The 26,698-nt window shown below is 63.1% G+C and carries 22 protein-coding genes; 13 read left to right on the forward strand and 9 right to left on the reverse strand.

Translation table 11 applies throughout. From position 1 onward, the window contains the following. From FAZ21_RS18535 to zwf, 6 genes are all read right to left on the reverse strand, one after another. The coding region (locus FAZ21_RS18535; RefSeq protein WP_308418440.1) for a biotin/lipoyl-containing protein at positions 1 to 639 on the reverse strand (639 nt) is incomplete at its 3' end. Positions 640 to 771: 132 nt separating this feature from the next. Continuing rightward, positions 772 to 3,429: a pyruvate dehydrogenase (acetyl-transferring), homodimeric type gene (gene aceE, locus FAZ21_RS18540; protein ID WP_136774919.1), complete on the reverse strand. Its 2,658-nt coding sequence runs from the start codon at positions 3,427 to 3,429 to the stop codon at positions 772 to 774. A 117-nt stretch (positions 3,430 to 3,546) separates the two neighbouring features. Then, positions 3,547 to 5,193 (reverse strand): glucose-6-phosphate isomerase, encoded by a 1,647-nt coding sequence (gene pgi, locus FAZ21_RS18545; protein WP_136774920.1) that lies wholly within the window; start codon positions 5,191 to 5,193, stop codon positions 3,547 to 3,549. Between the two features lie 65 nt (positions 5,194 to 5,258). Next, on the reverse strand, positions 5,259 to 6,104 hold the full coding sequence (gene hexR, locus FAZ21_RS18550) for a transcriptional regulator HexR (protein WP_136774921.1): 846 nt from the start codon (positions 6,102 to 6,104) through the stop codon (positions 5,259 to 5,261). Between the two features lie 116 nt (positions 6,105 to 6,220). Beyond that, a complete protein-coding gene (pgl, locus tag FAZ21_RS18555) occupies positions 6,221 to 6,919 on the reverse strand; it encodes a 6-phosphogluconolactonase (RefSeq protein WP_136774922.1) in 699 nt (232 codons plus the stop codon). A gap of 141 nt (positions 6,920 to 7,060) precedes the next feature. Continuing rightward, positions 7,061 to 8,512 carry a glucose-6-phosphate dehydrogenase gene (gene zwf / locus FAZ21_RS18560; protein WP_136774923.1) on the reverse strand — a complete coding sequence of 484 codons (1,452 nt, stop codon included), beginning with the start codon at positions 8,510 to 8,512 and terminating at the stop codon, positions 7,061 to 7,063. Between the two features lie 319 nt (positions 8,513 to 8,831). On the opposite strand from zwf, the gene edd reads away from it, so the two are divergent. From edd to FAZ21_RS18600, 8 genes are all read left to right on the forward strand, one after another. Continuing rightward, positions 8,832 to 10,655, forward strand: a complete 1,824-nt coding sequence (gene edd, locus FAZ21_RS18565; RefSeq protein WP_136774924.1) for a phosphogluconate dehydratase — start codon at positions 8,832 to 8,834, stop codon at positions 10,653 to 10,655. Between the two features lie 99 nt (positions 10,656 to 10,754). Beyond that, positions 10,755 to 11,375, forward strand: a complete 621-nt coding sequence (locus FAZ21_RS18570) for a bifunctional 4-hydroxy-2-oxoglutarate aldolase/2-dehydro-3-deoxy-phosphogluconate aldolase (protein WP_136774925.1) — start codon at positions 10,755 to 10,757, stop codon at positions 11,373 to 11,375. Between the two features lie 140 nt (positions 11,376 to 11,515). After that, positions 11,516 to 12,529 (forward strand): type I glyceraldehyde-3-phosphate dehydrogenase, encoded by a 1,014-nt coding sequence (gene gap / locus FAZ21_RS18575; protein WP_136774926.1) that lies wholly within the window; start codon positions 11,516 to 11,518, stop codon positions 12,527 to 12,529. 244 nt (positions 12,530 to 12,773) lie between these two features. Continuing rightward, a complete protein-coding gene (locus FAZ21_RS18580) occupies positions 12,774 to 13,850 on the forward strand; it encodes a porin (protein ID WP_136774927.1) in 1,077 nt (358 codons plus the stop codon). A 247-nt stretch (positions 13,851 to 14,097) separates the two neighbouring features. Then, a complete protein-coding gene (locus tag FAZ21_RS18585; RefSeq protein WP_169307492.1) occupies positions 14,098 to 15,342 on the forward strand; it encodes an ABC transporter substrate-binding protein in 1,245 nt (414 codons plus the stop codon). Between the two features lie 115 nt (positions 15,343 to 15,457). Further along, complete coding sequence (locus FAZ21_RS18590) at positions 15,458 to 16,357, forward strand: carbohydrate ABC transporter permease (RefSeq protein WP_136774928.1); 900 nt, start codon at positions 15,458 to 15,460, stop codon at positions 16,355 to 16,357. Then, positions 16,350 to 17,207: a carbohydrate ABC transporter permease gene (locus FAZ21_RS18595; protein ID WP_136774929.1), complete on the forward strand. Its 858-nt coding sequence runs from the start codon at positions 16,350 to 16,352 to the stop codon at positions 17,205 to 17,207. Before FAZ21_RS18590 ends, FAZ21_RS18595 begins: the two co-directional genes overlap by 8 nt. 91 nt (positions 17,208 to 17,298) lie before the next feature. Further along, entirely contained in the window at positions 17,299 to 18,390 is a 1,092-nt protein-coding gene (locus FAZ21_RS18600; protein ID WP_136774930.1) for an ABC transporter ATP-binding protein, read from the forward strand. A gap of 71 nt (positions 18,391 to 18,461) precedes the next feature. Here the strand turns inward: FAZ21_RS18600 and recR are convergent, their stop codons facing one another. From recR to dnaX, 3 genes are all read right to left on the reverse strand, one after another. Continuing rightward, entirely contained in the window at positions 18,462 to 19,055 is a 594-nt protein-coding gene (gene recR / locus FAZ21_RS18605) for a recombination mediator RecR (RefSeq protein WP_136774931.1), read from the reverse strand. Positions 19,056 to 19,127: 72 nt separating this feature from the next. Beyond that, entirely contained in the window at positions 19,128 to 19,457 is a 330-nt protein-coding gene (locus FAZ21_RS18610) for a YbaB/EbfC family nucleoid-associated protein (protein WP_136774932.1), read from the reverse strand. 62 nt (positions 19,458 to 19,519) lie between these two features. Continuing rightward, positions 19,520 to 21,298: a DNA polymerase III subunit gamma/tau gene (gene dnaX, locus FAZ21_RS18615; RefSeq protein ID WP_136774933.1), complete on the reverse strand. Its 1,779-nt coding sequence runs from the start codon at positions 21,296 to 21,298 to the stop codon at positions 19,520 to 19,522. A 128-nt stretch (positions 21,299 to 21,426) separates the two neighbouring features. Between dnaX and FAZ21_RS18620 the strand changes: the two genes are divergently transcribed. The 5 genes from FAZ21_RS18620 to FAZ21_RS18640 all read left to right on the forward strand — a co-directional run bounded on the left by FAZ21_RS18620 (position 21,427) and on the right by FAZ21_RS18640 (position 26,372). Beyond that, entirely contained in the window at positions 21,427 to 21,627 is a 201-nt protein-coding gene (locus FAZ21_RS18620) for an oxidoreductase-like domain-containing protein (RefSeq protein ID WP_136774934.1), read from the forward strand. After that, positions 21,624 to 23,081, forward strand: a complete 1,458-nt coding sequence (gene dacB, locus FAZ21_RS18625; RefSeq protein ID WP_246038784.1) for a D-alanyl-D-alanine carboxypeptidase/D-alanyl-D-alanine endopeptidase — start codon at positions 21,624 to 21,626, stop codon at positions 23,079 to 23,081. Before FAZ21_RS18620 ends, dacB begins: the two co-directional genes overlap by 4 nt. Before the next feature lie 57 nt (positions 23,082 to 23,138). Further along, entirely contained in the window at positions 23,139 to 24,695 is a 1,557-nt protein-coding gene (gene guaA / locus FAZ21_RS18630; protein ID WP_136774935.1) for a glutamine-hydrolyzing GMP synthase, read from the forward strand. A gap of 565 nt (positions 24,696 to 25,260) precedes the next feature. Then, positions 25,261 to 25,674 carry a MerR family transcriptional regulator gene (locus FAZ21_RS18635; protein ID WP_136774936.1) on the forward strand — a complete coding sequence of 138 codons (414 nt, stop codon included), beginning with the start codon at positions 25,261 to 25,263 and terminating at the stop codon, positions 25,672 to 25,674. Further along, the gene (locus FAZ21_RS18640) at positions 25,656 to 26,372 is read left to right on the forward strand and encodes an SDR family oxidoreductase (protein WP_169307493.1); all 717 of its coding nucleotides are present in this window, start codon (positions 25,656 to 25,658) and stop codon (positions 26,370 to 26,372) included. Before FAZ21_RS18635 ends, FAZ21_RS18640 begins: the two co-directional genes overlap by 19 nt. Positions 26,373 to 26,698 lie beyond the last annotated feature (326 nt).

Consider the following 26,698-nt stretch of genomic DNA (forward strand, 5'->3'; position numbering starts at 1 on the left):
CGGTGCGGGGGCCGGCGCGGCAACGGTGGGGGCGGGCGCCGGGGCGGCCACGGCGGCGCTGCCTTGCACCACCAGGATCAACGCGCCTTCGGATACCTTGTCGCCCACCTTGATGGCAATGCTTTCCACCACGCCAGCGGCGGTGGCGGGCACTTCCATGGTGGCCTTGTCGGTTTCCAGCGTGATCAGCGATTGTTCCTTGGCGATGGTATCGCCCACCTGGACCAGCACTTCGATCACGTCCACGTTGTCGTGGCCGCCGATGTCGGGCACGCGGACCTCGATGCGCTGTGCGGCCGCCGGTGCGGCGGCGGGTTGTGCGGCAGGCGTCGGCGCGGGCGCGGCGGGGGCCAGAGCTGCCGGAGCGGGGGCTGCCGGAGCGGGTGCCGCCGCGGCTTCGCTGGCTTCGAGCAGCAACACCACGCTGCCTTCGGAGACCTTGTCGCCAACCTTGACCTTCATTTCCTTCACCACGCCGGCGGCGGTGGCGGGCACTTCCATGGTGGCCTTGTCGGTTTCCAGCGTGATCAGCGATTGCTCTTTGTCGATGGTGTCGCCGGCCTTGACCAGCACCTCGATGACGTCGACGTTGTCGTGGCCGCCGATGTCGGGGATTTTCAGTTCGATGACGTTGCTCATTGCTCTTCCTTCTGAGAAGGGGGAAGGGGGAAGGAGGAAGGGCTGCTTCCCCGGACCCTCCACCCTGCTGCGGATGTGGAGCGAGAAGCGGGGCGGGTGTTCACCCTTTCCACTTCTCTCTTCTCCCTTCCCTTAAACAGTCCAGGGCGCGCGGCGTTCGGTGTCGATGCCATACTTGGCGATGGCTTCGGCGACCTTGGCGCGTTCGATGCTGCCTTCGTCGGCCAGTGCCTTCAGCGCGGCGACGGCGACGTGGTAGCGATCCACCTCGAAGAACTTGCGCAGTTGCTGGCGGCTGTCCGAACGGCCAAAGCCGTCGGTACCCAGCGTGACCATGCGCCCCGGCACATACTCGCGGATCTGGTCGGCAAAGATGCGCTTGTAGTCGGTGGCGGCGATCACCGGGCCCTGGCGGCCCTCCAGCTTTTGCGTCACGTGCGGCACCCGGGCTTCGGCGGTGGGGTGCAGCAGGTTGTAGCGGGATGCGGCCATGCCGTCGCGCTTCAGTTCGTTCAGGCTGGTGGCGGACCAGATGTCGGCGGCGACGCCGAAGTCGTTTTCCAGCAGCTCGGCCGCCGCGATCACTTCGCGGAAGATGGTGCCGCAACCCATCAGTTGCACCTTGAGCTTGGCGTCGCGGGTGCCTTCGCGGAACAGGTACAGGCCCTTGATGATGTCGTCTTCCACGCCCGCCGGCATCGCCGGGTGGGTGTAGTTTTCGTTCATCACGGTCAGGTAGTAGTAGACGTTTTCCTGATCCTGGTACATGCGCTTCAGGCCGTGCTGCACGATCACCGCCAGTTCGTAGGCGAAGGTGGGATCGTACGAGACGCAGTTCGGCACGAAGTCGGCGAACAGGTGGCCGTGGCCGTCCTGGTGTTGCAATCCTTCGCCGTTCAGCGTGGTGCGGCCCGAGGTGCCGCCGACCAGGAAGCCGCGCGCGCGCAGGTCGCCGGCTGCCCAGGCCAGGTCGCCGATGCGCTGGAAGCCGAACATCGAGTAGTAGATGTAGATCGGGATCATGGTCACGCCGTGGTTGGCGTAACTGGTGGCGGCGGCAATCCAGTCGGCCATGGCGCCGGCTTCGTTGATGCCTTCCTGCAGGATCTGGCCGTCGGTGGATTCCTTGTAGAACATCAGTTGATCGGCATCCTGCGGCGCATACAACTGGCCGACGTGGCTCCAGATACCCAACTGGCGGAACATGCCTTCCATGCCGAAGGTGCGCGATTCGTCCGGCACGATCGGTACCACGCGGCGGCCGATGTTCTTGTCCTTGACCAGCGTGCCCATCATGCGCACGAAGGCCATGGTGGTGGACATCTCGCGTTCGCCAGTGCTGTCCAGCAGCGCCTTGAAGGCGTCCAGCGCCGGCACTTGCAGCGGCTCGTCCACCGGCGTGCGCGACGGCAGGTAGCCGCCCAGCGCCTGGCGGCGTTCGTGCATGTACTGCATTTCGGGGGCGTCGGCTGGCGGGGCGTAGAAGGTGCACGCCTTGGCCTGTTCGTCGGAGAGCGGAATCTTGAAGCGGTCACGCAGGTGCAGCATGTCGTCGTCGGTGAGCTTCTTGGTCTGGTGCGCGACGTTCTGCGATTCGCCGGCGCTGCCCATGCCGTAACCCTTGACGGTCTTGACCAGCAGCAGCGTGGGCTGGCCCTTGTGCTCGACGGCGGCCTTGTAGGCGGCATAGACCTTGTGCGGATCGTTGCCGCCACGGGTCAGGCGCCAGATGTCGTCGTCGGACATGCTGGACACCAGCTCCTTCAGCTCCGGCGTGTTGAAGAAGTATTCGCGGACATAGGCGCCATCCTTGGATTTGTAGGTCTGGTATTCGCCATCGACCACTTCCATCATGCGCTGTTGCAGCAGGCCCTTCTTGTCCTTGGCGAGCAGGGCATCCCAGCCGGAGCCCCAGACCACCTTGATCACGTTCCAGCCGGAGCCGCGGAAATCGCCTTCCAGTTCCTGGATGATCTTGCCGTTGCCGCGTACCGGGCCATCCAGCCGTTGCAGGTTGCAGTTGATGACGAACACCAGGTTGTCCAGCTTTTCACGGCCGGCCAGCGAGATCGCGCCCAGCGATTCCGGCTCGTCCATTTCGCCGTCGCCCATGAAGGCCCAGACCTTGCGGTCGCCCTTCTGCTTGAAACCGCGATCGTCCAGGTACTTCATGAAGCGGGCCTGGTAGATGGCCATCAGCGGGCCAAGGCCCATCGATACGGTGGGGAACTGCCAGAAATCGGGCATCAGCCACGGGTGCGGGTAGCTGGACAGGCCGCCGCCGTCCACTTCCTGGCGGAACTTGTTCAGTTGGTCTTCGCTGATGCGACCTTCCAGGAAGGCGCGCGAATACATGCCGGGTGCGCTGTGGCCCTGGAAGTAAACCAGGTCGCCGCCGTGCTCGGCGTTGGGGGCGTGCCAGAAGTGGTTCCAGCCCACGTCGTACAGGGTGGCGGCCGAGGCGAACGAGGTGATATGGCCACCCAGGTCGCCGTTGGTCCGGTTGGCTTTCACGACCATGGCCGCGGCGTTCCAGCGCGTATAGGAGCGCACGCGCTCTTCGTAGGCGTGGTTGCCGGGGCTTTTGGCTTCCAGATGCTGCGGGATGGTGTTGATGTAGGCGGTGGTGGCGGTGTAGGGGATGTTGACCCCGTCCTGCCGTGCGTGGTCGATCAGTTTTTCGACCAGAAAGTGCGCGCGTTCGGCGCCTTCGTTTTCCAGTACGCCATCCAGGGCTTCAAGCCACTCCTGCGTTTCCCGAGGATCGTGGTCGTGAATCTGCTCTGCCATTTTCTCTACCTTGTTCTAGGGTTGATGCCGCTGTCGGCGAGTGGTCCCCGCCGACGTTGCGTTCTGCCCGGGGTCTCCGGGCAGCCGTATATCTCGCGTTTTGGTGCCGTGGGTGGATCAGCGCGGCGCGTTACGCTTGTAATAATTGATGAGTCCGTTGGTCGAGCCGTCATGGGTGGTGGTCAGGCCCGGTGTGGTGAGGTCGTTCTCGATGGTCTTCGCGAGCTGCTTCCCCAGTTCCACCCCCCACTGGTCGTACGAGTTGACGTTCCAGACCGTGCCCTGCACGAAAATCTTGTGTTCGTACAGCGCGATCAGCGCGCCCAGGCGGCGCGGCGTCAGGCGTTGCATCAGCACGGTATTGGTGGGGCGGTTGCCTTCGAAGATCTTGTGCGGCACCAGCGCGTCCTGCGCTTCGCCGGTGATGCCCACCTTGTCCAGCTCGGCACGCACTTCGGCTTCGTTCTTGCCGCGCAGGAAGGCTTCGGTCTGCGCGAAGAAGTTGGCCATCAGGATGGTGCTGTGCGGCTCGGGGATATTGGGATGCTCGACCGAACCGATGAAGTCGATCGGCACCAACTGACTGCCTTGATGCAGCAACTGGTAGTAGGCGTGCTGGCCGTTGATGCCGGCGTCGCCCCAGACCACCGGGCCGGTCTGGTAATCGACACGCTCGCCATCGAGGGTGACGGTCTTGCCGTTCGATTCCATGTCCAGTTGCTGCAAGTACGCGGGGAAGCGGTACAGCGACTGGTTGTACGGCGAAATCAGGTGGGTGCGGGCGCCGAAGAAGTTGACGTACCACACGCCGAGCATGCCCATGATGACGGGCAGGTTCTGTTCCAGCGGCTTGTTCTTGAAGTGCTCGTCCATGGTGTAGGCGCCATGGAGCAAATCCTGGTAGTCGTGCTTGCCGAGGAACACGGCGATCGGCAGGCCGATGGCGCTCCACAGCGAGTAGCGGCCGCCCACCCAATCCCAGAATTCGAACATGTTGTTGGTGTCGATGCCGAATTCGGACACGGCGCTGGCATTGGTCGAGACCGCGACGAAGTGCTTGGCGATGTGCGTTTCGTTGCCGACGCGATCCAGGAACCATTTACGCGCGGTGCGGGCGTTGGTCAGCGTTTCCTGGGTGGTGAAGGTCTTGGACGAAACGATGAACAGCGTGGTCTCGGGGTTGAGCGTCTTCAGCGTGGAAACGATCTGGTCGCCATCCACGGTGGAGATGAAATGCATCTTCAGCCGCTCGTGGCCGTAGTGCTTGAGCGCGTTACAGACCATCAGCGGGCCGAGGTCCGAGCCGCCGATGCCGATGTTGACGATGTCGGTGAAGGCCTTGCCGGTGTAGCCGACCCGCTCGCCGGAGCGCACTTCGTCGGAGAAACGGAAGATCTTTTCCTTGACCTCGTTCACCTTGGGCATCACGTCTTCGCCATCGACGTAGATGGGATTCTTGTCCAGGTTGCGCAGCGCGACGTGCAGCACGGCGCGGTCTTCGGTGCGGTTGATCTTCTCGCCCGAGAACATCTGCTTGATGCGTTCTTCCAGGCCGCTCTGGCGCGCCAGGTCGAACAGCAGCGACATCGTTTCCTCGGTGATGCGGTTCTTCGAGTAATCGAAGAACAGCCCGCCCGATTCGAACGAGAATTTCTCGAAGCGCTGCGGATCCTGCGCGAACAGGTCACGCATGTGCAGCTTGGATATTTCCTGGTAATGCGTCGCCAGGGCCTGCCAGGCGGGCGAGGTGGTGAGCTTGGACATGGAGGGTTTCCTTTAACGCGTGGGCGCGTACAAGAACGCTTGAGCTGTTGTCCGGCAAGCCGGGTTCAGCTTTCGTGACCGCGCACCCGCTTTTCCTTGAGGTTGCGCTTCATTTTTTCCAACTGGTCGATCAGTTCGGGGCCACGCTTGAGCGCGACGCCGACGGCCAGCACGTCGATGATCACCAGGTGCACGATGCGGGTGATCATCGGGGTATAGAGATCGGGGTCTTCCATGGTATCGGCATACAGGCAGATCGAGCAGCGCTTGGCCAGCGGGCTCTTGCTGTGTGTGATGCCGATGACGTCGGCGCCTGCGTCGCGGGCGATTTCCACCGAGCGGATCAGGTCCAGCGTGCGGCCGGAATTGGATACCGCCACCACCGCGTCACCGGGCTTGAGCATCGACGCGCTCATGCCATGCATGTGCGGGTCGGTATAGGCCACGGTGGGCACACCCAGGCGGAAGAACTTGTTCTGGGCGTCGATGGCCACCGCACCGGACTGGCCCTGGCCCCACACTTCGATCTTGTGGGTGTTGGCCAGCACGCGGATCGCCTTTTCGAGCGCTTCGGTATCGAGCTCGTTGCGGCAGCGCAGCAGGTGGGAGATGTTGTTGTCGAACAGTTTCTTGGCCAGATCGTGCGCGGAGTCGTCGGCCGACACCATGGAATGCACATAGGGCACACCGGATACCAGGCTGCGCGTGAGCCGCAGCTTGAAATCCTGCAACCCCGAGCAATTGAGGCTGCGACAGAAACGGATTACCGTCGGTTGCGACACGTCCGCCAGATCGGCGATCTGCGCAATCGGCGCGTTGGCCACCAGATTCGGTTGGGCCAGCACCAGCTCCGCGACTTTCCGCTCCGATTTGGAGAGGGAGTCGATCACGGTCTTGATGCGTTCGAGCATGGGATGGTCTCACTCAAACGACGGGGTGGGCCTTGATGAAACCACACCCCTGATTTTGGGCAGTGCCCTTGTGAAGGCGGGGCCATATCGGCCCCGCTCCGTCATGTATGCCGGGTTCAGGCAGCCCAGAATACGTGTTTTTCACCCGCCACAGCGTCCAGCACGCGGCGGATGGGGTATTGCGCGGTAACCGGCTTGTCTTCGGTCAGCGCGGTGTTCAGCAATGCCTTCTTGCTCTCGCCGGTGATGTGCACGATCACTTCGCGCGCGCGGGCGATGGTCGGCAGCGTCAGCGTGATGCGGGGATGCGGCGCCACCGGCGGCGTCACGGCAGCGACCAGCGCGGTGGAGGCGCACGCGGCTTCCAGTTCGGCGGCATCGGGGAACAGCGACGCGGTGTGGCCGTCGTCGCCCATGCCGAGGATCAGCACGTCGAACGGCTGGGGCAGGGCGGCAAAGCGGGCTTCGATCTCGGCCTGGCCGGCGTGCGGGGTGGCCGCGCTGGAGACCGGGGAGACAAAGGTGGCGGCGGCGGCGCGATTGACCAGCAGGTGCTGACGCACGGTGCGCTCATTGCTGTCGGCATGATCGACCGGCACCCAGCGCTCGTCGACCAGGGTCAGCGAAACGCGCGACCAGTCGATGTCCTTGTTGGACAGCGCATTGAACATGCCGGCGGGCGTGCGTCCGCCGGAGACGGCGGCGCTGGCCTGGCCGCGCGCCGCGATGGCCGTGGCCAACGCCTGGGCGATGGCCTCGGCCAGTTGTTGATCCAGTTCGTCCTTCGACGCGTATTCATGCCATTGCAGGGACATCGATAACCCTCAAGTTGCTTCACCAGTGCTGCGTGTTGTTGTATGCGCCCCGATCCGGGGGGCGCCTTGCGCAAGCACGGCGCTACGAGCAGGTCGTAGCGCCGTCGGGCAAGTGGGTTCGCGCCGTGGCGCGACCGGCGATCAGCCTTCCTCGTGCCAGCTCATGCCTTCGCGCGACAGCAGCGCGGACGAGGCGGCGGGGCCCCAGGTGCCGGCGGTGTAGGGCTTGGGCGCATCCAGGCTGTTTTCCCAGGTGTCGAGAATCGGCTCGACCCATTTCCAGGCGGCGCGTTGTTCGTCGCGACGGACGAAGAGCGACAGGTCGCCACGGATCACGTCCATCAACAGGCGCTCGTAGGCTTCCGGGCTGCGGCTTTCGAAGAATTCCTTGAAGTCCAGGTCCAGGTGCACCGGACGCAGGCGGAACTGGTTGCCCGGCTCCTTGGCCATCAGGTACAGCCGTACCGATTCGTCCGGCTGCAACTGGATCACCAGGCGGTTCGGCGTGGTGTTGCGGCCGAAGATGGAGTGCGGCGCTTCGCGGAAATTGATGACGATCTCGGCCATCCGCTCCTGCAACCGCTTGCCGGTACGCAGGAAGAACGGCACGCCGGCCCAGCGCCAGGTCTGGATTTCGGCCTTGAGCGCGACGAAGGTCTCGGTGCGGGAGTTGGCCGGCACGCCCGGCTCTTCCAGGTAGCCCGGCACCGGCTTGGCCGACACGGCGCCGGCGCGATACTGGCCGCGCACTACGTTGGTCAGGACGGTTTCGGGGGTCAGCGGCTTGAGCGCGCGCAGGATCTTGAGTTTTTCGTCGCGAACGGCGTCGGCGTCGATGCTGGCCGGCGGTTCCATCGCCACGATGGTGAGCAACTGCAACAGGTGGTTCTGGATCATGTCGCGCAGGGCGCCGGCCTTGTCGTAGAAGTCGGCACGGGTTTCCACGCCCACTTGTTCGGTCACGGTGATCTGCACATCGCGAATCCATTCGCGGCGCCACAGCGGTTCGAGCAGGGTGTTGGCAAAGCGCAGCGCGATCAGGTTCAGCACCGGCTCCTTGCCCAGGTAATGGTCGATCCGGTAAATCTGGTGTTCTTCGAAGTGTTCGCCCACTTCGTCGTTGATCTTGTTCGACGATTCCAGATCGTGGCCCAACGGCTTTTCCAGCACCACGCGGGCATTGCCCTTGTTCAGGCCGACACCGGCCAGGCTCTTGGAGATCGGGGCGAACAGGTCGGGCGCGGTGGAAAGATAGAACACGCGCACGCGGCCGGGAAATTCATTGAGCGCATCCGCCAGGCCCTGGAACTCCGCCGGCACGGTGGCGTCCACCTTGAGGTAGGAAATGCGCTCGGCGAACGATTGCCAGTCGGCATCGTTGTAATGCGTGCCCAGATAGCCTTGGGCCATCGCATGGGCTTTGGCCAGATAGCCAGCGGTATCGGTGGCGCTGCGGCCCAGACAGATGATGCGGCCGGCAGTGGGTAGATTGCCGTCCTGATGCTGGTGGTACAACGCCGGCAACAGTTTGCGCATTACCAAGTCGCCGGTGCCGCCGAACAGCACCATGTCGAAAGCTTCGATAGGGGTCATGACGATCCTTCCTCGTGGGAGAAGTCAGCCGCATGCCGGCAATGCCGGGGCTGCCGAATGTAGTAAGACTATGTAATCTTACTACGTACACAAAAAACCGCGCAAACGGTTTCTCCTGGGGCCGCGCCAATATTGACTTTGCGGCCGGATGAAACCGCTGAACCCGCGCGAATGCTGGATTTTGTTGCGGTGCAACACACCGCTGCGCCTGGCGAATGTGGGTTGAAGTTGTTACGCCATTGTAGTAAAACTACGGTCTACTTCTTGTAGTGCCAATGCTTGTCGCTACTGGTTTCCCGTCCTGCCTCTGGAGTTCGTCATGCCTCTCCATCCCCGTCTTGCCGAGATCACGGCTCGTATCGCAGCGCGGAGTAAGGATTCGCGCGGCCGGTATCTGCAACGTCTGGAGGCCGCGGCCCAGCAGGAACCGCAGCGCAAGGGGCTGGCCTGTACCAACCAGGCGCATGCCTGGGCCGCCGCACCGGCGGGCGACAAGCTGATGCTGCGCGAAATGCGCCAGCCCAATATCGGCATCGTTTCGTCATACAACGATATGCTTTCGGCACACCAGCCGCTGGAAACCTATCCCGCCCTGATCAAGGAAGCCGCCCGCCAGGTCGGCGCCACCGCCCAGTTCGCCGGTGGCACGCCAGCGATGTGCGACGGCGTGACCCAGGGCCAGCCGGGCATGGAACTCAGCCTGTTCAGCCGCGATGTGATCGCGATGAGCACGGCGGTGGCGCTCTCGCACAACGTGTTCGACGGCGTGGTCTGCCTTGGTGTCTGCGACAAGATCATTCCCGGTCTGCTGATCGGCGTATTGCAGTTCGGCCACTTGCCTGCGGTGTTCATCCCCGCCGGCCCGATGACCTCCGGCATCTCCAACAAGGACAAGGCCGCCGTGCGCCAGCGCTTCGCCGAAGGCAAGTGTGGCCGCGAAGAACTGCTGGCCTCGGAGGAGGGCAGCTATCACGGTCCGGGCACCTGTACCTTCTATGGCACGGCCAATTCCAACCAGATGCTGATGGAAGTGATGGGCCTGCATCTGCCGGGCGCCGCCTTCGTCAACCCGAATACCCCCCTGCGCGACGCGCTGACCGTTGCCGCCGCGCAGCGTGCCACCGCCATCACCGCACTGGGCAAGGAGTTCTCCCCGGTGGGCAAGGTGGTCGACGAGCGTGCCATCGTCAATGGCATCGTCGGCCTGCTGGCCACGGGCGGCTCGACCAATCACACCATCCACTTGATCGCCATCGCCCGCGCCGCCGGCATCGTGATCGACTGGAGCGATTTCGACGATCTGTCGCAGATCGTGCCGTTGCTGGCCAAGGTCTACCCGAACGGTTCGGCCGACGTGAATCATTTCCATGCCGCGGGCGGCATGGGCTACCTGATTCGCGAACTGCTCGATGCCGGGCTGCTGCATGAAGACGTGCTGACCAACGCCGGCCCCAGCCTGCGTGCCTATGCCAACGAGCCATTCCTGGCCGACGGCAAGGCGGTGTGGCGCGCCGCGCCGGCCGATTCCGGCGACGAAAACGTGTTGCGCCCCGCCACCCGGCCGTTCAGCGCCGATGGCGGCCTGCGTCTGTTGGCCGGCAATCTCGGCCGCTCGGTGATCAAGATTTCCGCCGTGGCGCCGGAGCATCGCCTGGTCGAAGCGCCGGCGATCGTGTTCGACGATCAGGACGATGTGCTGGAAGCCTTCAAGCGCGGCGAACTGGAAAAGGATTTCATTGCCGTGCTGCGCTTCCAGGGGCCGCGTGCCAATGGCATGCCGGAGCTGCACAAACTCACGCCGGCATTGGGCGTGTTGCAGGATCGCGGCTTCAAGGTGGCCCTGGTCACCGATGGCCGGATGTCGGGTGCGTCGGGCAAGGTGCCCTCCGCCATCCACATGACCCCGGAAGTGGTTTCCGGCGGTCCGCTGGGCAAGGTGCGTACCGGCGACATCCTGCTTCTGGATGCCGAGGCCGGCGTGGTGGAGGCCAAGGTCGATGCCGCCGAATGGGCTGCCCGCGAAGTGGCTGTGGCCGATCTGAGCAGGAACGGCCACGGCATGGGGCGCGAATTGTTCGCCTCCTTCCGCGCAGCGGCCACCGGTGCCGAAGAAGGCGCCATCTCGCTCGGCCTGTCGCACTAATTAATTACTGTCGAGAGATTCGATTGGCTGGCGGTCCGCCGGCATAGGCGTGGCCGGTTTTGTCCGACCGCTGTATTCAATCTGCAAGAAGAGTCAAACATGCAAATCCGCGAAATCATGCGTTCGTGCCCGGTGATGCCGGTGCTGGTGATCGAACAGATCGAACACGCCGTGCCATTGGCACGCGCCCTGGTGGCAGGCGGCATCCGCGTGCTGGAAGTCACCCTGCGCACCGACGCCGGCCTGGCCGCGGTCAAGGCCATTGCCGATGCCGTGCCGGATGCCATCGTTGGCGTGGGAACGGTGGTGCGGCCCGAGCAGTTCGCCGAGGCCAAGGCCGCTGGCGCCAAGTTCGCCGTGACGCCGGGCCTGACCGAAAAACTGGCGGTGGCCGCAAAGGCCGCCGGCATCCCGCTGCTGCCGGGGGTGATGACGCCGTCCGAAGTGATTGCCGCGCTGGAACTGGGCTTCGACGCCGTCAAGCTGTTCCCGGCGGAACAGGCGGGCAGCCTGGGCATGCTGAAAGCGATGGGCGGCCCGCTGCCGCAAGTGCTGTTCTGTCCCACGGGCGGCGTGACGCCGGAATCGGCGCCCAAGCTGCTGGCCCTGCCGAACGTGGGCTGCGTGGGCGGGTCCTGGCTCGCACCCAAGGACAAGCTGGCTGCCGGTGATTGGGAAGCGATCACCGCTTTGGCGCGCGAAGCTGCCGGTTTCCGCTAATAATAGTGATTCTTGCCTTGGGCAAGTCCCGTGGCGTAAGGCTTTGCTGCCGCGCAAGATGACGCACCTTGTCTGTGCTCATACTTGCGCGGCAGTTTTCAATCCGGTTTTTTGGAATCGATCTTCCAGGAGCAACTAACATGGCAATCCGCATCGCAATCAACGGCTACGGCCGTATCGGTCGTAACGTTCTGCGCGCGCTGTACGAATCGGGTCGCACCGATGAATTCCAGATCGTCGCCATCAACGACCTGGGCGACGCCAAGACCAACGCACACCTGACCCAATACGATACGGTGCATGGCCGCTTCAACGGGTCCGTGTCCGTGGAAGGCGAATACATCGTCGTCAACGGCGACAAGATCAAGGTCTGCGCCGTGCGCAACCCGGCCGAGCTGCCGTGGAAGGATCTGGGCGTCGATGTGGTCATGGAATGCACGGGTCTGTTCACCAGCAAGGAAAAAGCCTCGGCCCACCTGACCGCGGGTGCCAAGAAGGTGATCATCTCCGCACCGGGCGGCGCCGATGTTGACGCCACCATCGTGTACGGCGTGAACCACAACGTGCTGAAGGCCACCGACACCGTCATCTCCAACGCCTCGTGCACCACCAACTGCCTGGCACCGCTGGTCAAGCCGCTGCATGACAAGCTGGGCATCGTCTCTGGCCTGATGACCACCGTGCACAGCTACACCAACGACCAGGTGCTGACCGACGTGTATCACAGCGACCTGCGTCGCGCCCGTTCGGCCACCCAGTCGATGATCCCGACCAAGACCGGCGCTGCCGCCGCGGTGGGTCTGGTGCTGCCGGAACTGAATGGCAAGCTGGATGGCTTCGCCGTGCGCGTGCCGACCATCAACGTATCGCTGGTCGATCTGACCTTCACCGCTTCCCGCGCCACCACCAAGGAAGAAATCCACGCCATCCTCAAGGAAGCGTCGGAAGGCGAACTGAAGGGCATCCTGAACTACAACGACCTGCCGCTGGTGTCGCACGACTTCAACCACGATCCGGCATCGTCGACCTATGAGGCATCGCAGACCAAGGTGTCCAACGGCACGCTGGTGAAGGTGCTGTCGTGGTACGACAACGAATGGGGCTTCTCCAACCGGATGCTCGACACCACCAAGGCACTCTGGAACGCAAAGTAAAAACAGGGTCCAATCCCAATGAAACCGCCGGTTCGCCGGCGGTTTTTTTATGCCGTCGTTTTGGATGAGCGGCGGATTGTTGCGTACAAGCGACAATCCATGCGGCAGAGATGTTTCAGGTTTGCGGCCATTAGGGTCGTTCTTTATTCTTCGTCCCTAGGGTAAAGCCGGATGTGAACGAGCAGAAGGCCTAACCGCTTACAAGCTGGTGTAAAAACCAACTCTCAAATCAGGAGACCTATAAATGTTCAAGCGTGCTCTGGTTGCTGCCTCCATCGCAGCCGCATTCGCCGCCCCGGCTTTTGCTGACGTGACCATCGGCGGCTCCGCCGAGATGGACTTCATGTACCGTACCAACAACACTCCCGATGGCGATGGCAAGTTCCTGGAAGAAATCGCGATCGTCGTGAACGTTTCCGGCAGCGACAAGCTGGACAGCGGCGCTACCCTGGAATGGAAGCTGGCTCAAAAGGTTGCTACCGACTACCGCTACGACAGCTGGGGCAATCGTGAAGCCTGGATCGGCTACAAGGGCGACTTCGGTTCGGTTCGCTTCGGTAACCAATTCTCGAACTTCTACCTGATGCAAGACTGGCCGTACGGCTGGAAGGGCCAAGGTAACCTGTGGGCCGACGCTGGCGCTCACCAAGTTCAATACCCGCGTGCCATCAGCTACTTCTCGCCGGACTTCAGCGGCTTCAACTTCGCTGCTCAATACGACCTGGGCACCGGCACCGCTGACAACGCTAACGGCGCTGACGGCTACTCCTACGAAATCACCGCCAACTACGGCGTGGGTGGCCTGTCGATCAACGGCGGCTACATGCACACCGAAGGCTACTCCTCCGGCACCGAAGCTGTTGCTCCGGGCTTCGCTGGCTGGGGTCGTGAAGACGAAAGCCGCTACACCACTGACGTGGAAGCTTCGTCCTACATGATCGGTGCCCGTTATGTGTTCGGCGATTTCAACATCACCGGCGCATATCGTCACAATGAGTGGCGCAATGCCTTCGTTTCGACCGACACCAAGGTTGACAACGACCAGTGGCTGGTTCGCGGTGGCTACAACTTCGGCAAGCACGCTCTGAACCTGGGCTACCAGATTTGGACCGACTTCAGCGATATCGACGATTCGTCGATCCAGCAAATCGCCTTCGAATGGGACTACAGCCTGTCGAAGAACTCGGTTGCCTTCCTGCAAATCCGTCACCAAATGCTGGATGACAATGTTGCTCGCTTCGGCTCCTGGCAGCTCGACGGTATCCAAAGCGATGACGACAACGTCACCCGCGTTCTGGTTGGTACCTGGACTGGCTTCTAATCAATTCATCTGAATCGATTAGTGCTTGAAAAGGGCAGCTTCGGCTGCCCTTTTTTCATTTCTTTTCTTCACCCTTTTCTGGCCTTGCGCCTCCTCGTGCCAGTGCGCCAATCCAGTCATTCGCAATCATTCGCAAATACAGCAATCGCCTTACATAGCTCCCCTCATTCCGTAGGCAATTGCTTGTGACTACAGTTGGTGCATCGAGCACCGCCATGGGGCGGCTCGTGCCTAGGAGATATAACAAATGCAAGCTTTGCGTATAACGCTCTGTGCCGCCACCATGGCGGTCGCGTTTGCGGCCAATGCCGCGGAAGTGGAGGTGTTGCACTGGTGGACTTCCGGCGGTGAAGCGAAGGCTGCCGCAGAACTGAAGAAAATGCTCGAGGCCAAGGGCCATAAGTGGAAGGACTTCGCGGTTGCCGGCGGCGCTGGCGAGAACGCGATGACCGCGCTGAAGACACGTGTCGTCTCCGGCAACCCGCCGACCGCTGCCCAGATCAAGGGCCCGGCGATCCAGGAGTGGGGCGAAGAGGGCGTGCTGGCATCGATCGACGATGTGGCCAAGAAGGAAAACTGGGACAAGCTGCTGCCGCCGGTGGTGTCCAATGTGATGAAGTACAAGGGCAGCTACGTGGCCGTGCCGGTCAACGTGCACCGCGTGAACTGGCTGTGGGTGAATCCCGAGCTGCTGAAGAAGGCCAATGCCAAGGCCCCCACCACCATCGATGAATTCTTCGCGACCGCCGAAGCGCTGAAGAAGGCCGGTATCCAGGCCGTGGCCTATGGCGGCCAGCCGTGGCAGGACGCCACCGTATTCGAAGCCATTGCCCTGGGCGTCGGCGGCCCCGACTTCTACAAGAAGGCCTTCATCCAGCTCGACGCCAATGCGCTGAAGAGCCCGACCATGGTCAAGTCGCTGGAAACCTACAAGCGCATCAAGCCTTATACCGACAAGAACAGTGCCGGTCGCGAATGGAACCTGGCCACCGCCATGGTCATCAACGGCAAGGCGGCGATGCAGTTCATGGGCGACTGGGCCAAGGGCGAATTCCTCGCCGCCGGCAAGGTACCGGGCAAGGACTTCCTGTGCGTTCCCGCCCCGGGCACCGCCAACGACTACACCTTCAACATCGATAGCTTCGCGATGTTCAAGTTGCCGAACAAGGATGCGGAAAAGGGCGAGAAGGACTTCGCTTCCGCCGTGATGAGCACCCAGTTCCAGGAAGTGTTCAACCTGAACAAGGGCTCCATCCCGGTTCGCGCCGGCATGGACATGTCCAAGTTCGATTCCTGCGGCCAGCAATCGGCCAAGGATTTCCAGACCACGTCCAAGAAGGGCACCTTGCTGCCGTCGTTCGCTCACGGCATGGCCATGCATTCGGCCACGCAGGGCGCCTATTACGACGCGATCTCGCAATTCTGGAACGACGACAAGATGACCGCCAAGCAGGCCGCGGACAAGCTCGTCGCAGCCGCCAAGGTCCAGTAATCCCGCAGTTGCGCCCGGCCCTCGTGGCCGGGCCCCCTCTTACCGGCAGGTACGTCGTGGCATAAACGACGGCCGTCGGCCCCGCTTTGCCGCGGGGACGTCTGGAGAATCGATCATGACGCAATTCAATGGGCCGGCGCAGTACGGCTTCGCGGAGCGTTGGCTGCCGCGGCTGGTTCTGGCCCCGTCATTCCTGCTGACGCTGGTGTTCGTCTACGGCTTCATCGCCTGGAATGGCTATCTCTCCTTCACCGCTTCCCGGCTGCTGCCCAACTACGAATGGGTCGGCCTCGCCCAGTATGAAACGCTGTTCGCCAACGAACGCGCATGGGTCGCGGTGAAAAACCTGTTCATCTTCGGCGGCTTGTTCATCGGCGGCGGCATGGCCATGGGCATCTTGCTGGCGGTGTTCCTCGACCAGAAGATTCGTGGCGAAGGCGTGCTGCGCACCCTGTACCTGTACCCGATGGCGCTGTCCTTCATCGTGACCGGTACCGCCTGGAAATGGATGCTCAATCCGGGCCTGGGCCTGGAAAAACTGGTGCATGACTGGGGCTTCACCAGCTTCACCTTCGACTGGCTGGTGAACCCGGACATGTCGATCTACACCGTGGTCATCGCCGGTATCTGGCAATCGTCCGGCTTCGTGATGGCGCTGTTCCTGGCGGGCCTGCGCGGCATCGACGATTCCATCATCAAGGCGGCCCAGATCGACGGCGCCAGCCTGCCGCGCATCTACTGGCGCATCGTGCTGCCGGCGCTGCGGCCGGTGTTCTTCTCCACGCTGATGATCCTGGCGCATATCGCGATCAAGAGCTTTGACCTGGTGATGGCATTGACCGGCGGCGGCCCCGGGTTCTCCTCGGACGTACCCGCCACCTTCATGTACGCCTCGGCGTTCACGCGTGGCCAGATGGGCGTCGGCGCCGCATCCGCGATGATGATGCTGGCCACCGTGGCCGCCATCGTCGTGCCGTATCTTTATTCCGAACTGCGAGGCAGCCGCAATGCATGACCAGAACAAGTTGTGGCGCATCGCGCTGTACGGGGTGCTGCTGTATGCGGCGGTCTACTACCTGTTGCCGCTGTACGTGATGGTTACCACGTCCGTGAAGAGCATGGACGAAATCCGCGCGGGCAACCTGATCGCGCTGCCGATGAGCATCACCTTCGATGCCTGGACCAAGGCCTGGGCCACAGCGTGCACCGGGGTCGATTGCAACGGCCTGTCCGGGTATTTCTGGAACTCGGTGAAGATGGTGATCCCGGCCGTGCTGATCTCCACCAGCCTGGGCGCGCTCAATGGCTATGTGCTGTCCAAGTGGCGCTTCAAGGGCTCGGAGCTGACCTTCGCACTGATCCTGTTCGGCGTGTTCATCCCATTCCAGGTGGTGTTGCTGCCCATGGCCCAGACGCTGGGCTGGTTCGGCCTGGCGCGCTCCGTGGCCGGGCTGATCTTCGTGCACGTGGTGTTCGGGATCGCATCCACCACGCTGTTCTTTCGCAACTACTACGTGGGTATCCCGGATGAGCTGATCAAGGCGGCGCGCCTGGATGGCGCGGGCTTCTGGCGCATCTTCTTCAAGGTGGTGCTGCCGATGTCCACGCCCATCGTGATGGTGGTGCTGATCTGGCAATTCACGCAGATCTGGAACGACTTCCTGTTCGGCGTGGTGTTCTCCTCGGGCGACAGCCAGCCGATCACGGTCGGGCTGAACAACCTGGCCAACACCTCCACCAGCGTCAAGGAATACAACGTGGACATGGCCGCCGCGATCATCGCCGCGCTGCCGACCATCGTGGTCTATGTCCTGGCGGGCAAATACTTCGTGCGCGGCCTGACCGCCGGCGCGGTGAAGGGCTAGTCGAGCGCGATCCACAGCATCGCAACGAATGCATTCAGGCACGGTGCCGCAGGGTCTGGCGGCACCCGCCACACAATAATCGGAGAAACACATGGGCGCTCTCGCCATCAAGAACGTCACCAAGCGCTTTGGCGACACCCACATCCTCAAGGGCATCGATATCCATATCGATGCCGGGCAGTTCCTGATCCTGGTCGGCCCGTCCGGCTGCGGGAAATCCACCCTGATGAACATCATTGCCGGCCTGGAAGCGCCCACCTCGGGCGAGGTCCAGATCGGCGAGCGCGTGGTCAACGACGTGGCGCCCAAGGATCGCGACATTGCCATGGTGTTCCAGAGCTATGCGCTGTATCCCACCATGAACGTGCGCCAGAACATCGCCTTCGGCATGGAAACGCGCGGTGTGCCCCGGAAAGAGCAGGAAGAAACCATCACCCGCGTTTCGAAGATGTTGCAGATCGATCACCTGCTGGATCGCAAACCGGGCCAGCTTTCCGGTGGCCAGCGCCAACGGGTAGCGATGGGCCGCGCGCTGGCGCGCAACCCGACGCTGTTCCTGTTCGACGAGCCACTGTCCAACCTGGACGCCAAGCTGCGCGTCGAGATGCGCACCGAAATCAAGCAATTGCATCATCGGCTCAAGACCACCATCGTCTACGTCACCCACGACCAGATCGAGGCCATGACGCTGGGCGATCGCATCGCCGTGATGAAAGATGGCGTGATCCAGCAGTTCGGCAGCCCGGAAGAAATCTACGAGCGTCCCGCCAACCTGTTCGTCGCGGGCTTCATCGGCTCGCCGTCAATGAACTTCATCGATTGCCACCTGGCGGAGCAGGGCGGCGATGTTGGCATCAGCCTGCAAAGCGAAGGTGGCGTCCGCTTCGTTCCCTTGCTGGACGGGCGGCGCTTTGCCGACCGCCTGGGGCAGAAGGTCATCCTGGGCGTGCGGCCCGAGCAGATCGAAGTGGCCGAGGAAGGCGAACCGGCGCTGGAATGCAAGGTGCACCTGACCGAGCCGACCGGCCCGGATACCATGATCTTCACTCAGATCAACGGCAAGGAAGTGATCGCCCGCGTGCACCCGCGCGCGGCCGGCCGGCCAGGCGACAGCATGCGGCTCAAGCTGGATGTGCGCAAAGTGGTGTTGTTCGACCCGCAGACCGAGGCACGCCTGAACTGAGCGTCGGAAACGGCCCGCAAGCAAAACGCCCCGCAATGCGGGGCGTTTTGTCGAGTGGATGCCGGCTGCGGCTACAGGCTGCGGCGTTCCACCATGGCTTGCGCCAGCGTACTCGGGTCCACATGTTCCAGCTCGCCACCCACCGGCAGGCCGCGTGCGATCCGACTGACCGACAGTCCGCGTGCGCGCAGCATCTCGGACAGATAGTGCGCGGTGGCTTCACCTTCCACCGTAAAGTTGGTCGCCAGCACCACTTCCTCCACCTCGCCGTCGCTGGCGCGTTGCAGCAGCCGTTCGAGGGCGATGTCCTTCGGCCCGATACCGTCGAGCGGCGACAACCTGCCCATCAACACGAAGTACAGACCGTGAAAGGCCAGCGTCTGCTCCACCATCATCAGATCGGTGGGCATCTCCACCACGCACAGCTTGGAATGGTCGCGCTGCGCATCCGCGCAGATATCACAAACCTCCGCTTCGGTAAAGGTATTGCAGTGCTTGCAGTGCCTGAGCGTGGCGATGGCATATTCCAGCGCGTGCGCCAGATTCACCGCGCCGCCCTGATCGCGTTGCAGCAGGTGATAGGCCATGCGCGTCGCGGATTTGGGGCCGACGCCCGGCAGGACGCGCAACGCTTCGATCAACTGATTGAGAGAGGAGGGAGTCACGGATAACGGGAAACGAGGTGAGAGGCCGGGTTGGGGGAACGCAAGCGACCGCCCGCGTTCCCCGGCCCGCGATCAGAACGGCAGCTTGAAGCCGGGGGGCAGCGGCAGGCCGGCGGTAAAGCCCGCCATCTTTTCCTGCGACGTGGCTTCGGCCTTGCGGGCCGCATCATTGAAGGCGGCGGCGATCAGGTCTTCCAGCATGTCCTTGTCGTCGGCCAGCAGCGAATCGTCGATCGATACGCGTTTTACCGCGTGGGAGCAGGTCATCACGACCTTGACCATGCCGGCGCCGGCTTGGCCTTCCACTTCCAGGTTGGCCAGTTCCTCCTGGGCCTTCTTCATGTTTTCCTGCATCTTCTGGGCCTGCTGCATCAGGTTGCCCAAACCGCCTTTATTGAACATGACTGCTCCTTGCTATCGAGTGGAAGTTCATCGGACCGCGCGATGCGGTCGCGAATGGAAACTCAGAGGGGCCGGATCGAATCCGGCAGCACCGTGGCGCCCAGATCGCGTACCAGCGCCTGGACAAAAGGATCGTTCTGGATCGTAGCCTCCGCCGCTTGCTGGCGCGCCTGCTTTTCGCGCAACGCGATGGCGGCCGGCGTATCGCCGGTGGCCTCGCCCAGCGCGACATCCACCTGGATGGGGCGGCCGAAATGCTCGGAGAGCGCACCACGCAGCTTGTCCTGGTAATCGCGCGTCGCCACGGCCTTGTGCGCCTCGGCCACCCGCAGGGCGAAGCGGTCGGGCTGGTGGTCCACCAGCTCGGCATGCTGTGCCAGCATGCCGGCGGCGCCCAGTTTCAGTTGTGCAACCAGCGCCCGCCAGTCGCCATCGAACTCCGCTGGCGCGGCGGCCACCACGACCTCTTCCACGACGGGCGGGATATCCGGCTCAGCCACCTCCGGCGTTCGAGGCGGTGTGACCGCCTGTGGCGGAGGAAGATCGACCACGGTGGCAACTGCAACCGGCGCGGCATCTTCCCACGGGGCCGGCTCCGCAGGCTGGACCGCTGGCGGGCGTGCAACGGGCGCCTGAACCGGCACGGCCGCAACGGGTGCGGGGGCCACGGCTTGCGGCGCGGGCGGGCTGACGATGGCGGGCGCAACGGGGCGTGGCGACGCATCGCCTGCCGGCTGCGCCTTGAGCTGGCCCGGCTCCGCCGGCGCGAACGCCAGCATCCGCAGCAGCGTCATGGTAAAGCCGGCGTACTCGTCCGGCGCCAGCGGCAGGTCGCGGCGGCCGTGCAGGGCAATCTGGTAATAGAGCTGACTATCCTCGGGCGCCAGCGCCCCGGCGACGGCCAGGATCTGCGCGCGCTGCGGCAGATCGTCGGCCAGCGCGCCGGGAACGGCCTGGGCCACGGCCACCTGGTGCAGCAGATGCGCCAGTTCGTGCAGCGCCGCTTCATAGGACAGCCCGCGCTCGGCGATACCGGCTGCGGCGGTCATCAGCGCGGGGCCATCCTTGGCTACCAGCGCGGCCAGGATTTCGAACAGATAACTTTGATCGACCGCGCCCAGCATCGCGCGCACACCGGCTTCTTCCACCTGCCCGGCGCCATAGGCGATAGCCTGGTCCAGCAGCGACAACGCATCGCGCATCGAACCATTGGCCGCATGGCCCAGCACCGGCAACGCGCCGGCCTCGAACGGAATCTGCTCGGCATGCAGCACATTCTGCAAATGGCCCGACACCTGCTGCGGTGTCATCTGGCGCAACGAAAACTGCAGGCAGCGGCTGAGCACGGTGATCGGCATTTTCTGCGGATCGGTGGTGGCCAGAATGAACTTCACGTGCCCGGGCGGCTCTTCCAGGGTCTTCAACATCGCGTTGAACGCACTCTTCGAGAGCATGTGCACTTCGTCGATGATATAGACCTTGAACCGGCCCACGGTCGGCGCGTACTGCGCGTTGTCCAGCACCTCGCGGATATTGTCGATGCCGGTGTTCGACGCGGCGTCGATTTCCAGCAGGTCGACGAAACGGCCCGCATCGATCTGGGTGCAGGCCGAACACACGCCGCAAGGCTCCGCCGTCACACCGGTCTCGCAATTGAGCGCCTTGGCCATGATGCGCGCGATGGTGGTCTTGCCCACGCCGCGCGTACCGGTCAGCAAATAGGCGTGATGCAGCCGGCCGTTGGCGAAAGCGTTCGCCAGTGCCTTGATCACGTGCTCTTGCCCCACGAGTTGGGCAAAATTGAGAGGGCGCCATTTACGCGCCAGTACTTGATAAGCCATGCGGCGGATTCTAACAGATCGCCTTTCCACGTAGAGTCGCCGACAAACCCGGCCCGGCAGCTTCGGCCCGGCGCCCACCGTCGCCAGAACGGCTTTGTTTGCCATCCCGATACCGGACAGCCCTTGCAATGAATTCCCAGCTTTCCCCCGCCACCCCCGACGCGGACGATCCGCGTCCCGAGCCACCCCTCGAACCCGCCCTCGAAGAATGCTGTGGCAGCGGTTGCGACCCCTGCATCTTCGATACCTATGCCGCCGCCTTGCAGCGCTACCGCGAAGCGCTGATGGCATGGGAGGCAAGACAGACCGAGCGTGGGGCGCCCCAATGAAAAAAACCGTGTACATGATGCTGCTGGCCGGTGTGTTGCTGATGCCGCACGCCATGGCGGAAACCCGCCTGGACGCAGCACCGCCCGAGGTGGCGGCGGCGCTGCGCGCGGCCAAAGTACCGGCCTTTGCACTGTCGCTGGCGGTGGTGCCGCTGGCATCGCCGCAGGATGGCCTTTATTTCAATGCCGAAAGCCCTGCCAACCCCGCCTCGGTGATGAAACTGGTCACCACGCAGGTTGCGCTGGAAAAGCTGGGCCCCGCCTATCAATGGACAACTGAACTGTATGGCGATGGCCCCATTGCCGATGGCGTGCTGCGCGGCAATCTTTATATAAGAGGCGCCGGCGATCCCAAGCTCACCTTCGAGCGGCTCTGGGTCTTGCTGCGCGACCTGCGCGCGGCGGGCGTCAACCGCATTACCGGCGACCTGGTGCTGGATCGCAGCGCTCTGCGGCTGCCGCCGCCCAACGAATTCGACGATGACGAGCACGACCTGGCGCGGGCGTTCCTCGTGACCCCGGATGCCGTCCTGGCCGGCTTCAAGGCACAGCGTTTCCGCGTGACGGCAAACCAGGGAAAAACCCGGGTCACGGTCGAACCGCCTTTGTCGGAAGTTCGCGTGGACAGCAATGTCCGCGTGGCGCCGGGCGCGACCTGCGCGATCGGCAACCTGCGTTTCGACGGTGGCGATGGGCAAGGGGGGCCGACCCGGGTACGCATTTCCGGCGCCTTGCCCGAGGGATGCGCCGTCGAACGCTACCTGTCCTATCTCGATGCCCCGACCTACACCGCCGGCCTGATCCGCACCCTCTGGCGGGAACTGGGGGGCGAGATCGGCGGGGCAACGCGCGAAGGCCCTGTGCCTTCGGGGGCGACCCGCCTCGCCGCCAACGCCTCGCCCGACCTGGTCAGCGCCATCCGCGATATCAACAAATTCAGCAACAACCTGATGGCGCGACAATTGTTCCTCACGCTCGGCGCGGCCTATCGCCAGCCGGGCGACGCCAACGACGCGGTCAGCGCGGCGCGCGCAGTCGGCGCCTGGCTGGCGGATAACGCCTTGGCATGGCCGGAGCTGAGCCTGGAAAATGGTTCCGGACTATCGCGGCGCGAGCGGATCTCGGCGCGCCATCTGGCGCAGTTGCTGGTACGGGCGGAGCAAGGACCGTATTCCGCCGAATTCATCTCCTCGCTACCCATCGTCGCGGTGGACGGCACCATGAAAAAGCGGCTGAACGGCAGCGGTGTGGCCGGGGCGGCGCATGTCAAGACCGGCACCCTCAAGGACGTGCGCGCGGTGGCCGGCTATGTGCAGGCCCAGGACGGGCAGCGCTATGCCGTCGTGGGGCTGATAAACCATGCCGCCGCACCGGCGGCGGGCCCCGCCCTGGACGCCTTGCTGGCCTGGGTGGGCGATGGCGGTTGGGGCAAGCTCGCTCGCGGCGCCAAGTAACGGTAAAATATCGCGTTTTTCTACCTGCCCGCAGTCGCGGGCACACTAAGGCCCGGCATGGACAAGATCCTGATTCTCGACTTCGGCTCCCAAGTCTCCCAACTGATCGCCCGGCGTGTTCGCGAAGCGCACGTCTATTGCGAGTTGCATTCGTTCGATGTCTCCATCGACTTCATTCGCGAATTCAACCCCAAGGCCATCATCCTTTCCGGCGGCCCGAACTCGGTCTATGCCAGCGACTACCAGGCCGATCCCGCATTGTTCCAGCTGGGCGTGCCGGTGCTCGGCATCTGCTACGGCATGCAATGGATGGCGCAAATGCTGGGCGGCAAGGTCGAGGCCGGCCTCGTGCGTGAATTCGGCTTCGCGGAAATCCGCGCGCGCGGCCATGGCAAATTGTTCAACGGCATCGAAGATCGTACCGGCCCCAATGGCGAAGGCTACCTGGAAGTGTGGATGAGCCACGGCGACAAGGTATCGCAGTTGCCCGAAGGCTTTGGCGTCATCGCCGAAACGCTGTCCTGCCCCATCGCCGCCATGGCCGACGAAGCGCGCGGCTTCTATGGCGTGCAGTTCCACCCCGAAGTGACACACACCCTGAAGGGCCGGGAGATGATCAACCGGTTCGTGCTGGACATCGCCGGCTGCACCCCGGCCTGGACGATGCCCAACTATATCGACCAGGCCGTGGCGCGCATTCGCGAGCAGGTGGGCGACGAAGAAGTGATCCTGGGCCTGTCGGGCGGTGTCGATTCCTCCGTGGCCGCGGCGCTGATTCATCGCGCCATTGGCGACCAACTCACCTGCGTGTTCGTCGATAACGGCCTGCTGCGCCTGAACGAAGGGCAGCAGGTGATGAACATCTTCAACAAGCATCTGGGCGTGAAGGTGATTCATGTCGATGCCACCGAACAGTTCCTGGGCCACCTGACCGGCGTGACCGACCCGGAAGCCAAGCGCAAGATCATTGGCCGCGAGTTCGTCGAAGTCTTCCAGGCCGAAGCACAAAAACTGCCCAAGGCCAGATGGCTTGCCCAGGGCACCATCTACCCCGACGTGATCGAATCGGCCGGCGCCAAGACCAAGAAAGCGCACACCATCAAGAGCCACCACAACGTTGGCGGCCTGCCGGAGACGCTGAACCTGCAATTGCTGGAGCCGCTGCGCGAACTATTCAAGGACGAAGTCCGCGAACTGGGTGTGGCGCTGGGGCTGCCGCATGAAATGGTCTACCGCCATCCCTTCCCGGGGCCGGGCCTGGGCGTGCGGGTGCTGGGCGAAGTAAAGCGCGAATACTGCGAACTGCTGCGTCGTGCCGACGCCATCTTCATCGACGAACTGCGCGCCTTCGACTGGTACGACAAGACCAGCCAGGCCTTCGCGGTGTTCCTGCCGGTGAAATCGGTGGGCGTGATGGGCGACGGTCGCACCTATGAATACGTGGTGGCACTGCGCGCGGTGCAGACCAGCGACTTCATGACCGCCAAATGGGCCGAATTGCCTTATGAACTGCTGGGCAAGGTATCCAACCGCATCATCAACGAAGTGCGAGGCATCAATCGCGTGGTGTACGACGTGTCCGGCAAGCCGCCGGCAACGATCGAGTGGGAGTGAATCGGCGCCTCGCATCGGTTGCCGAGTAGCAGGAAGTCAAAAAAAAGCCCGCGTCATTGCGGGCTTTTTTGTTTTTGCCTGGCCCCATCGGCAACCCCTCGCTTTGCCTGGCCGACCCTTCGGCCCGGCTCGCTGAGCCAGGCCCGCGCTTCGCGCGACCTAACGCCAACGGTGTGAAGGTGCGGGCGAGGGGGGCTTGCCGCCCTGCATCGTGCCGTGGCGTTCCGGCCACCGAGGGCGATGCGCGTCCTGCGCCGGCGTCTGGCGGGCATCTTTGACCGTGACTGCTTTCGTTCCGCCGTGTTCCTGAAGGGGAGCCGCCCGGCGGCCTGTCGGACGTTCGCCAGTCAGCCACGCCGCCACCGCGCTCAGGGTGCAAGGCAAAACCATCTCTTCGCCAAGGTCAGCCCAAGTGGTGGTGGGGAACAAAACCTGGCTTCGCTCACCCCTGAGCAGCCCACGTCGCCGTAACGAGGTGGCCGTGGTTACCCCCCTTTTAGTGATATCCAAGTGTTGTCATGGCGCTGCTTGACTTCGAGCGCGCTGCAAGTTCTAGACTTGCTGGATGAATGAAACGATTTCAATGACCGAGGCTTGCAGACGCACTGGTATCAGCAGCTACACGCTGCGCTACTACGAGAGTGCGGGACTGCTGAAAAACATCGGTCGCACCCAGGGCGGTCGCCGCGTCTACCGCGAGCAGGATCTGCAATGGCTGGAAATGCTGAAGGTCTTGCGCGGCACAGGCATGTCCATTCGCAAACTGCGCCAACTGGCCGCGATGGTGGAGCGTGGCGATGCTTCACTGGAGGCCCGAATCGAGTTCTTCACGGCATGGCAAGCCGAAATCGAAAGGCAGGTCGCCTTGCGCCAGCAGGCGCTGGCGACACTGGAAAAGAAGATCGCTCGTCATCGAGCACTGCTTGGACAATGCAAGAGCAAACGCAAGGAACCGATACCATGCATCACCAAACCGTGATTGTCGTCGGGGCCAGCTCCGGCATGGGGCTGGCGGCAGCGCGCCTCTTTCTGGAACGTGGCGCCACGGTGTGGATGGTGGCGCGCGACATGGAACGGCTGCAAAACGCGGCTTCAAGCCTCGGCAGCGAACGTGCGCGGGTGCTCTCCGCCGATGTGGGCAGCGACGAAGGGCGGGCGCGCATCGTCGCCGTTGCGCCGCAGGTCGATCATCTGGTGATTACGGCAGCGGATTTGGTCTACAAGCCGTCGCAGGCATTGTGCGAGGCCGAAGTGATGCGGGCGGTGCGCTCCAAAGTGGTCGGCCCTTATCTATTGGCCGCGGCATGCGCGGCAAGAATGCCCGAGCATGGAAGCATCACCCTTGTGTCGGGAGTTGCCGCGGAACGACCGATTGCCGGCGGCAGCGTCACGGGCATGGTCAATGGTGCGATCAATGCCATGGTGCGCGGCCTGGCCCTGGAACTTGCGCCGATCCGGGTGAACGCGGTGTCGCCGGGGTGGGTAGATACGCCGTTCTGGGGGCAGGTGGCGAGTGCCGAACGCCGCGAGCAGCTTTTTGCCGCCATGCGCGACAAAATCCCCACCCGGCGCATCAGCACGGTCGAGGACGTGGCACAGATGATCGAAGTGGCAATGACCAACAAGGCGGTCAGCGGGACGACACTGTATGTCGATGGCGGGCAACGCCTGGTCTGATGTTCAAATAAGGCGAACAAACAGCGTCATCCAGATGGGAATCATCAAGACCAAGACAGCAAACAGGCCGCCCGGATGGGCGGCCTGTTTGCTGGGATGTCCGGTTTCAGTGCCGATGCCAACGTAATGTCTGCTTGCCGATCAGCGAGTTAAGCATCGGATAACAAAAATGTTGAAGCGGGGTGTTGACGGTATGAGGGGCCGTCCGTATAGTTCGGTTTCTCCGCAGCAGACACAGCGCAGAACGAAGCGAAACGAAGAGTTTAGCAGGTTTCAAAAGCGCAGTGTCCGAAGCAACCGATCTTTAACAAATTACAGCCGATGCG

The organism is Chitiniphilus eburneus, from assembly GCF_005048205.1.
GTDB lineage: Bacteria > Pseudomonadota > Gammaproteobacteria > Burkholderiales > Chitinibacteraceae > Chitiniphilus > Chitiniphilus eburneus.

Excerpts from the sequence above, each read along its gene's own strand:
- FAZ21_RS18590 (WP_136774928.1), top strand. The coding sequence starts at position 15,458 with ATGACGCAATTCAATGGGCCGGCGCAGTACGGCTTCGCGGAGCGTTGG.
- pgi (WP_136774920.1), bottom strand. The coding sequence starts at position 5,193 with ATGTCCAAGCTCACCACCTCGCCCGCCTGGCAGGCCCTGGCGACGCAT.
- edd (WP_136774924.1), top strand. The coding sequence starts at position 8,832 with ATGCCTCTCCATCCCCGTCTTGCCGAGATCACGGCTCGTATCGCAGCG.
- pgl (WP_136774922.1), bottom strand. The coding sequence starts at position 6,919 with ATGTCCCTGCAATGGCATGAATACGCGTCGAAGGACGAACTGGATCAA.
- FAZ21_RS18600 (WP_136774930.1), top strand. The coding sequence starts at position 17,299 with ATGGGCGCTCTCGCCATCAAGAACGTCACCAAGCGCTTTGGCGACACC.
- FAZ21_RS18620 (WP_136774934.1), top strand. The coding sequence starts at position 21,427 with ATGAATTCCCAGCTTTCCCCCGCCACCCCCGACGCGGACGATCCGCGT.
- FAZ21_RS18570 (WP_136774925.1), top strand. The coding sequence starts at position 10,755 with ATGCAAATCCGCGAAATCATGCGTTCGTGCCCGGTGATGCCGGTGCTG.
- zwf (WP_136774923.1), bottom strand. The coding sequence starts at position 8,512 with ATGACCCCTATCGAAGCTTTCGACATGGTGCTGTTCGGCGGCACCGGC.
- FAZ21_RS18580 (WP_136774927.1), top strand. The coding sequence starts at position 12,774 with ATGTTCAAGCGTGCTCTGGTTGCTGCCTCCATCGCAGCCGCATTCGCC.
- aceE (WP_136774919.1), bottom strand. The coding sequence starts at position 3,429 with ATGGCAGAGCAGATTCACGACCACGATCCTCGGGAAACGCAGGAGTGG.
- dacB (WP_246038784.1), top strand. The coding sequence starts at position 21,624 with ATGAAAAAAACCGTGTACATGATGCTGCTGGCCGGTGTGTTGCTGATG.
- FAZ21_RS18610 (WP_136774932.1), bottom strand. The coding sequence starts at position 19,457 with ATGTTCAATAAAGGCGGTTTGGGCAACCTGATGCAGCAGGCCCAGAAG.
- FAZ21_RS18640 (WP_169307493.1), top strand. The coding sequence starts at position 25,656 with ATGCATCACCAAACCGTGATTGTCGTCGGGGCCAGCTCCGGCATGGGG.
- gap (WP_136774926.1), top strand. The coding sequence starts at position 11,516 with ATGGCAATCCGCATCGCAATCAACGGCTACGGCCGTATCGGTCGTAAC.
- hexR (WP_136774921.1), bottom strand. The coding sequence starts at position 6,104 with ATGCTCGAACGCATCAAGACCGTGATCGACTCCCTCTCCAAATCGGAG.
- dnaX (WP_136774933.1), bottom strand. The coding sequence starts at position 21,298 with ATGGCTTATCAAGTACTGGCGCGTAAATGGCGCCCTCTCAATTTTGCC.
- FAZ21_RS18635 (WP_136774936.1), top strand. The coding sequence starts at position 25,261 with ATGAATGAAACGATTTCAATGACCGAGGCTTGCAGACGCACTGGTATC.
- guaA (WP_136774935.1), top strand. The coding sequence starts at position 23,139 with ATGGACAAGATCCTGATTCTCGACTTCGGCTCCCAAGTCTCCCAACTG.
- FAZ21_RS18585 (WP_169307492.1), top strand. The coding sequence starts at position 14,098 with ATGCAAGCTTTGCGTATAACGCTCTGTGCCGCCACCATGGCGGTCGCG.
- FAZ21_RS18595 (WP_136774929.1), top strand. The coding sequence starts at position 16,350 with ATGCATGACCAGAACAAGTTGTGGCGCATCGCGCTGTACGGGGTGCTG.